This window comes from Pseudomonas sp. SIMBA_068 (assembly GCF_046534705.1).
In the GTDB taxonomy this organism is placed as follows: Bacteria; Pseudomonadota; Gammaproteobacteria; order Pseudomonadales; family Pseudomonadaceae; genus Aquipseudomonas; species Aquipseudomonas putida.
This window is the reverse complement of sequence record NZ_JAWRYI010001352.1, coordinates 1-245: the sequence shown is the minus strand read 5'-3', so window position 1 is coordinate 245 and position 245 is coordinate 1. Positions and strand designations below refer to the sequence as shown.

Annotated in this window: 1 pseudogene; it reads left to right on the top strand. The window is 62.4% G+C overall.

Features of this window, described 5'->3' with window-relative positions:
• Window positions 1-245, top strand: a pseudogene (locus tag SB756_RS34015) (glutamine synthetase); the annotation flags it as partial.

Below are 245 nucleotides of genomic sequence, written 5' to 3'. Positions count from 1 at the left end.
GGGCCTGGGCCTGGATATCGGCGATGCCGACCGCATCTGTTACCCCATCCCCGGCTCGCTGTGCAACGAGCCGTGGCAGAAACGCCCCACCGCGCAGTTGCTGATGACCATGCACGAAATCGAAGGCCAGCCGTTCTTCGCCGACCCGCGCGAAGTGCTGCGCCAGGTGGTGAGCAAGTTCGATGACCTGGGCCTGGATATCTGTGCCGCATTCGAACTCGAGTTCTACCTGATCGACCAGGACA